The sequence below is a fragment of the Microvirga massiliensis genome, assembly GCF_001006805.1.
GTDB classification, from domain to species: domain Bacteria; phylum Pseudomonadota; class Alphaproteobacteria; order Rhizobiales; family Beijerinckiaceae; genus Microvirga; species Microvirga massiliensis.
Genome location: NZ_LN811360.1, coordinates 277,312 through 284,479 on the forward strand (window position 1 = coordinate 277,312; position 7,168 = coordinate 284,479).

Annotated in this window: 7 protein-coding genes; all 7 read left to right on the forward strand. The window is 63.3% G+C overall.

Annotation, left to right across the window (positions count from 1 at the left end; genetic code table 11):
- Positions 1-183: 183 nt before the first annotated feature.
- The gene (locus BN1233_RS29420) at positions 184-1,011 is read left to right on the forward strand and encodes a metallophosphoesterase family protein (protein WP_046867199.1); all 828 of its coding nucleotides are present in this window, start codon (positions 184-186) and stop codon (positions 1,009-1,011) included.
- A complete protein-coding gene (locus BN1233_RS29425; RefSeq protein WP_046867200.1) occupies positions 1,008-2,159 on the forward strand; it encodes an ABC transporter ATP-binding protein in 1,152 nt (383 codons plus the stop codon). The genes BN1233_RS29420 and BN1233_RS29425 overlap by 4 nt, the downstream gene beginning before the upstream one ends.
- Positions 2,152-3,087, forward strand: coding sequence for a carbohydrate ABC transporter permease (locus BN1233_RS29430; RefSeq protein ID WP_046867201.1), 936 nt, complete (start codon positions 2,152-2,154; stop codon positions 3,085-3,087). Before BN1233_RS29425 ends, BN1233_RS29430 begins: the two co-directional genes overlap by 8 nt.
- Entirely contained in the window at positions 3,084-3,920 is an 837-nt protein-coding gene (locus BN1233_RS29435) for a carbohydrate ABC transporter permease (protein ID WP_046867202.1), read from the forward strand. The genes BN1233_RS29430 and BN1233_RS29435 overlap by 4 nt, the downstream gene beginning before the upstream one ends.
- A 68-nt stretch (positions 3,921-3,988) precedes the next feature.
- Positions 3,989-5,236 (forward strand): ABC transporter substrate-binding protein, encoded by a 1,248-nt coding sequence (locus BN1233_RS29440; protein WP_046867272.1) that lies wholly within the window; start codon positions 3,989-3,991, stop codon positions 5,234-5,236.
- A gap of 253 nt (positions 5,237-5,489) precedes the next feature.
- Positions 5,490-6,173 carry an HAD family hydrolase gene (locus BN1233_RS29445; RefSeq protein WP_046867203.1) on the forward strand — a complete coding sequence of 228 codons (684 nt, stop codon included), beginning with the start codon at positions 5,490-5,492 and terminating at the stop codon, positions 6,171-6,173.
- A 662-nt stretch (positions 6,174-6,835) separates the two neighbouring features.
- On the forward strand, positions 6,836-7,168 hold a 333-nt coding region (locus BN1233_RS29450; RefSeq protein WP_046867204.1), incomplete at its 3' end, for a metal ABC transporter solute-binding protein, Zn/Mn family.

Below are 7,168 nucleotides of genomic sequence, written 5' to 3' on the forward strand. Positions count from 1 at the left end.
CCAGTGCGCGGTAGGGCGCCCGAGGCTCAAGTCGAGCCACTTCCTCATTGAGCAAGCTCGCCGCAGCAAACGCAGGACACTTCCGCCGACACACAAACGTCATTGATCCGTAGGGCGGGTGTCACGAAGGCCACCTAAGCCGCCTCCATACAAGTCCAAGCTGTTGGCCGATGGCAGGCAAATGTGAAGATTATCCAGATCACTGACACACATTTGAGCTCTTTGAAGCCCCAGTTCGAAGAGAACTGGAAGCCTCTGGTGGCGTGGATCGACTCGCTGGGGCCGGACCTTGTCGTCCACACGGGTGACCTCACGGTCGATGGTGCTGACTTCGAGGAGGACCTCGTCCACAGCCGCGAGCTGTTGCGCGATCTCCAGTATCCGACGCTGTGCGTGCCGGGCAACCACGACGTTGGAGACGTGCCGGGTACACGGCAGCCTATCGATGGAGAGCGCCTGTCTCGTTGGCGTCGGATCATTGGTCCGGATCGCTGGGCGCACGATCTCGGCGAATGGCGGCTGATCGGGCTGAACAGCCTGATCATCGGATCGGGATCTTCCGAGGAAGACGAACAACTCGCGTGGCTCGAGAACACCCTCCGCACCCGTGAAGGACGACGGGTCCTTGTGTTCAAGCACAAGCCGCTCTTCATCGAGGATCCGGACGAGGGCGAAAGCGGATATTGGGGGCTGCGCCCCGAGCCGCGGCTGCAATTGCTTGCGCTCTTCGCCGCGAATGGGGTGGAACTCGTTGCCAGCGGTCACCTGCACCGGGCCCGGATCGTTGACCGTGCCCCCTTCCGCTGCGTGTGGGGACTATCCTCCGGATTTGTCGTGGGCCCGATGGTGCACATGCCCTACGGTGATGCGCTCCTCGGTGCCGCCGTGCACACCCTTGGCGCAACGGTCGAGAGCCGCATCGTTCCTTTGGACACGCTGAGGCCCATCGTCCTCGACGACGTGCTCCATGAGGTTTACCCGCCGGCTCCCGTGAAGGGGGCGCTGTCATGAGCGGGCTGGCCCTTCGCGGGATCGCCAAGGCTTACGGCGACAATCACATCCTGCACGATGTGACCATCGAGGCCGAGCCGGGCGAGTTCGTCGCCCTGGTCGGTCCGTCGGGTTGCGGGAAGACGACGCTCCTGCGCATCGCTGCCGGGCTGGATTACCCCGATCACGGGAGCGTCTGGCTGGGCGAGCGAGACATGACGGCTATGCGTCCGTCCGAGCGGGACATCGCCATGGTGTTCCAGTCGTATGCCCTGTACCCGCACCTGACGGCGGGGCAGAACATTGCAGTGCCTTTGGCCATGCGCAATCTCACGGTTTGGCAACGCCTGCCCTGGATTGGAAGCCTTCTCCCGGGCCAGCGCGAGATCCGCGCCGACATCCAGAGGCGAGTGTTCGAGACCGCCCGCAGCCTCAAGATCGACCACCTGCTGGACCGCAAGCCAGGACATATGTCGGGCGGGCAACGGCAGCGCGTGGCCCTCGGGCGGGCGCTGGTCCGCGATCCGGCCGCGTTCCTGATGGACGAGCCACTCTCAAACCTCGACGCCAACCTGCGGGTCCACACCCGCGCGGAGATCGTCGAGTTGCACCGGCGAGCGGGAGTCACCACGCTCTACGTCACCCATGATCAGGCGGAGGCCCTGAGCATGGCCGATCGCATTGCGGTCATGATGGGCGGCCGTCTTCTCCAGTTCGACACGCCCGAGGGAATCTACAGTAACCCAGCGCATATCGAGGTTGCCCGCTTCATCGGCAGCCCGCAGATCAACCTTCTCGCGGGCAAGGTGGATGCAGCCCACGGCGTGCGCATTGGCGGCAGGCTTTTTGCCGAGGACGTCCAGGCAGTGCCGGGGGCATCGGTAACCGTCGGGATCCGGCCCGAGGCTCTGAAGCTGGTTGGCCCCAGGCATGGGGGCTTGAGCGCCTCCGTCCGGCGCATCGAGTTCCTCGGCTCTGAAACCCTTGTGTTCGTCGAGCTTGCCGGCGGCGAGTCAATGGTGGCGAAACTCACGCCAGCCGAGGCGACGGCTTTCGGTCAGGGGCAGGCGGTTGCGATCGCGGTCGCCTCCGAGGACGTCCTGGTCTTCGGGGCGGATGGTTCGCGCCTGCCGGTTTGGCCTCCCGTGGGGATGGTCGCCAATGGCTAGCCTTGCGCTCTCCGCGGGAGTTCGGGCGGGCGTATCCGAGTCGGCGGCAGCCGCCCGACGCTCCGAGGCCTTTGCCGGATGGCGCCTCGCCGGCCCAGCCGTGGCTTTTCTGGCACTGCTCATCCTGCTGCCGACCCTCGGCGTGGTCGCATTGAGCCTTACCGACTTCGAGCTGGGTTACGACGGCGTCCGGTTCGTCGGCCTCGATAATTACTTCGAACTGCTCGAGGACCGCACGTTCCTGATCTCGCTCGGGAACACGCTGACCTACACCCTGGTCGTGACCCCGCTGTCGATACTTCTTGGCCTTGGCGCAGCGCTCCTCATCGAGGCGGAGATGCGCGGGCGGGCGCTGTTCCGCACGATCTACTTCCTGCCCGTGGTGTCGCTGCTCGTGGCGATGGCGACCGTCTGGCAGTACCTGCTGCACCCGACGATTGGCCCTGTGAATGCTCTCCTGCGCCTCGTTGGGATCGATGGGCCCAACTGGCTCGGGAGCAGCGATACCGTCCTCCTGAGCCTTGCCTTCATCGGCGTGTGGCAGGCGGTCGGCTTCAACATGGTGTTGTTCCTGGCGGGCCTTACCGCGATCCCACGGGAGCTGTACGCGGCGGCCGAGGTGGACCGTGCCGCCACGGCCTGGGACAGGTTCTGGCTCGTCACCTGGCCGATGCTCGCGCCTACGACCCTGTTCGTCGTGACCATCAGCGTGATCAACGCCGTCAAGGTATTCGAGACCGTCTCGACGATCACGCAGGGTGGGCCCAACCGGGCATCCGAGGTGCTTCTCTGGACGATCTACCAGGAAGGGTTCGTGTATCTGCGCGTCGGCTACGCGTCCGCAATGACGGTCGTCTTCCTGGCGATCCTCATGGTCCTCATGGTGCTCCAGTACCGCGCCCTCGATCGGCGGGTTCACTATACATGACACCTCAAGCCTGGAACCTCGCCCGCGTCCTGCGCCTGGCGGTCTTGTCAGCCGGTGCGCTGGTTTTTCTCGCGCCCTACGTGTGGATGCTGTCCACCGCCCTGAAGCCGCGCGAGGAGATCTTCTCCTCGTCGCTGACTCTGATCCCGGAGAACTGGGCCGTCGTGGAGAACTTCTCGAAGGCCTTTACCCGCGTGCCGATGTTGCAACTCCTGATGAACGGCACGATCGTCTGCACGCTCATCCTCGTCGTGCAGGTGGTGGTGGCTTTGCCATGCGCCTATGCGCTCGCGAAGCTGCGCTTTCCGGGCGCCCGCCTGATGATCGCCGGGATCATGCTCGGTCTCCTCGTGCCGATCCATGCGACCGCGCTGCCGATTTACGTGGCGCTGAGCGGGGCAGGGGTGCTGAACACCTACTTCGCGCTGGCGGCGCCGTTCATGATCTCCGTCTTTGCGATCTTCCTGTTCCTGCAATTCTTCCGGGCGATGCCGGATGACCTGATCAGTGCGGCGCGCCTCGACGGCATGTCGGAGCTTGCCATTGTTCTGCGGGTCATCGTCCCGAACGCCTGGCCCGCCATCACCGCGTTCTCGATCTTCTCTGTCGTGGCGCATTGGAACGATCTGTTCTGGCCACAGATCGTGGTGACCGAGACCGCGATGGCGCCGCCGCCGCTCGGCTTGATCTTTTTTCGCGCTGCTGAGGCCGGGGACGATTACGGGGCACTCATGGCGGCTACGGTGGTCGTCACGGTGCCGCTGCTCGCAGCTTTCCTGCTCGCCCAGCGGCGTTTCATCGAGGGCATCACCCTCACCGGGCTGAAGGGCTGAGGCCTCTCCCAACAACAGATAACTTCTGACCACGCACAAGGAGACAAGACGTGTCCAGGATCAAGACGATGCTTGCCGGAGTGGCCTTGGCCGCTTCGGTCGCCAGCGGCGCGCTGGCCGAAACGACCCTCAACGTCCACTACCCGATGCCCGGCTTCTTCAAGGACGTGATGGACAAGATCTCGAAGAGGTTCATGGAGGAGAACCCAGGGATCAAGATCAACTTCGTCAGCCCGTCGCCCACTTACGAGGAGGGACTGCAACTGATTCTCCGCCAGGCGGGTACCGCGGAGATGCCGGATGTAACCTTCGTCGGCCTCAATCGCCTCAGGGTGGTGGCGGAGCGTGAGATCTCGGTCGACCTGAAGCCATTCGTCGCGAGCGACGGGAACATGGCCGAGCAGGGCTTCAGCGACAACATCCTGAAGCTCGCCCAGTTCGGCAACCAGCAGGCCGGGCTGGCGTTCGCGACCTCGAATCCGATCATGTACTACAACGCGGATCTCTTCCGCCGCGTCGGCGCCAACCCCGACGCTCCGCCGAAGACCTGGGACGAGGTGATCGCGATCGCGTCCAAGATCAAGACTTTGGGAGATGGCGTTCAGAGCATCGATTTCCGCTGGCAGGGTGACGACTGGATGTTCAGCGCACTCCTTTTCGGCGCTGGTGGGACCATGCTGACACCTGACGAGAAGAAGGTTGCCTTCGACGGCGCCGAGGGGCTTGCGGCCATCCGGCTCCTGGATCGCATGGTCAAGGAAGGCGGGATGCCCGTGCTCACCAAGAGCAACGGCGAGCAGGCCTTCGTCGCAGGCAAGATCGGCTTCGCATTCCAGACCACAGGCGCATTGCGCAATGTCATCAACAACGTTGGCGAGAAGTTCGATCTGCGTACGGCTGCGATCCCGCTGCTCTCGCCGGAGACGGGGCGCCTGCCCACGGGCGGCAATGCCGCCGTCATGCTGACCAAGGATCCCGCCAAGCAGGAGGCGGCCTGGAAGTTCATCAAGTTCGCCGCCGGTCCTTATGGCGCATCCGTCGTCGTGCCCGGGACGGGCTACGTGCCCAACAACGAACTCGCGGCGAAGTCCTCCGAGTATCTGGGTGAGTTCTACCATAAGAACCCGCTCTTCAAGGCTGGCCTTGAGCAGATGCCGAAGATGGTCCCGTGGTATGCCTTTCCGGGCTCCAATGGCGTGAAGGTCACCCAGACGATCGTGGATAATCTCTCGCGTGTGGTGGAGCAGAAGGCGACGCCTGAGGAGGCTCTCGCTGATGCATCCCGGGAAGTCCAGCGCCTGTTGCCGCGCAAATAAAGCGGTCTGGATCTACTCAATTGCGCGCCTGATCTTGAGCAGGTCAGGCGCGCGAAGAACCATATTGTCCGAAGTTCCTGGATCGGGATCCCCTGGTTGGCACCAGACAAAGCCTCCGGCGGTACCTTCGGTACATGCTGATCGAATGCTGAGAGCAGGCTCAGGCGGCCGTGTGCATTCGGAATTTGGAGCAGTTACGGTGCGCTCAGTAGCCTACGTTCTACCTTACGAACCGACGAAGGAACGAAACCCTATGACGAACGAGCGGGCAGATGGGGTCGGGCAATGGACCCATCCGTTCCGCGCTGTGCTGTGGGACATCGACGGGACGCTGCTGCTGAGCGAACCCATGCATTTTCGCGCCCTGCGTCACACCCTGGCGACAGAGGGCGTGGAGGTTCCCGACGAGTTTCATCATGAGATCGTGGGCCGCACCGCCAAGGTCGTGTACGAGAAGTGCCGGCAGACCTTCGGTCTGTCCATGAGCTTCGACCAATGGCGCCGTCTGAAATACAGCTACTACACGGCTCATGCGGCGGCGATCACCGTCAGGCCCGGTGCCCTGGAAGCCTGGCGGATGTTCGAGCAATCGGGTTTCCGTCAGGCTCTCGTCTCAAACTCCGACCGGATAGTGGTGAACGCGAACATCCGGGTACTTGGCTTGGAAGAACCCGGGTTCATCTCAGTGTCGATCAATGATGTTGTGCGCGGTAAGCCCGACCCTGAACCCTATGAGCGGGCGGCGATACTGCTCGGTATCCCAGCCCAGCAATGTATTGCCATTGAAGATAGTCCGACGGGCGCGCAGGCTGCCCTTGCGGCTGGAGCCCATACCATTGCTTGGCTGGAGGATCGATCGCTTGAGCTGCCGCCTGGCATCCAGCCTGTTTTCGAGTTGGAGGCGGCCGTCAGGGAACTCCTCGGGAAGATTAACTGATGTGAAGTGGAAACTGCCTGATGCCGAGAGTTGCCTTAGACTGAGTCCAAGCCTTGAATCGTGAGATCGCAGCGAGCCACTAACGGGCAAACGCGAGCGTCTCCTAATGGCACGGAGCTGAAGTTGACCGAACTTCCAAAATCGCGAAGTGAGCAGACATTCAATTGATCGGCGCTACATCGCACTTTGACCGAGATCCTATGAGGGGTGGATAGCGATCCGCTTGATGGCAGAGTGAGGTTGCTGACCCACCACTCTGGGGGCGACCCATGTCACTCGATCACCGGCCCACGCAGACCGCTATCCGCACGGATCTTGCCGCGATCTTCGTTTCAATGGAACTCAGTCGCTCGGTCTGGCTGATCACCCCTCGGTTTATGCGACCTATGGCGAGACCCAGGGCGCGCTGCGGCCGTGAGGCGCCGCGATCGTGTCACAAGGCCCACGCTACGTCCCGCCGTATCCCGCGCATGCGCCGGGTGCAGGCGCATGGACACCAACATACGGCGTGAGGAGCGTGGGTGGCGTGCGAGACCGTGAAGTCCTGAACGCGTTCGGAGCAAGCCGCTCACCGACATCATGGGGCTGGCGGCTTTCGTCGCGCGACCGGCCGGGCCGGATGGCCAATGCGTTGCCGCCACCCGAGACGTCGGCGCGTGCGGATGCGCCTTCGCTTGACACCCTTCGTGTCGAACCTGCACGTGGGGTTGCCCGCCGGATGCCGATCTCCTGGAGAGAGTGATGCAGCTATTGAGACGTTCCGCCCTTGCGATCACCTTGGCATCCTCGCCTTGCCGGCATGGCCGGCCCTTGCCGCCGAGAAGGTCAAGGCCGTGGCCTCCTTCAGCATCCTCGCCGACCTGGTGCGGCAGGTTGGCGGTGAGCGGGTCGAGGTGTCCACGCTCGTGGGGCCGAACGGCGATGCGCATGTCTTCGCACCGTCCCCCGCGGATGCCAGCAAGGTCGCCGAGGCACGGCTCCTCTTCATGAACGGT

Excerpts from the sequence above, each read along its gene's own strand:
- BN1233_RS29425 (WP_046867200.1), top strand. The coding sequence starts at position 1,008 with ATGAGCGGGCTGGCCCTTCGCGGGATCGCCAAGGCTTACGGCGACAAT.
- BN1233_RS29430 (WP_046867201.1), top strand. The coding sequence starts at position 2,152 with ATGGCTAGCCTTGCGCTCTCCGCGGGAGTTCGGGCGGGCGTATCCGAG.
- BN1233_RS29435 (WP_046867202.1), top strand. The coding sequence starts at position 3,084 with ATGACACCTCAAGCCTGGAACCTCGCCCGCGTCCTGCGCCTGGCGGTC.
- BN1233_RS29440 (WP_046867272.1), top strand. The coding sequence starts at position 3,989 with ATGCTTGCCGGAGTGGCCTTGGCCGCTTCGGTCGCCAGCGGCGCGCTG.
- BN1233_RS29445 (WP_046867203.1), top strand. The coding sequence starts at position 5,490 with ATGACGAACGAGCGGGCAGATGGGGTCGGGCAATGGACCCATCCGTTC.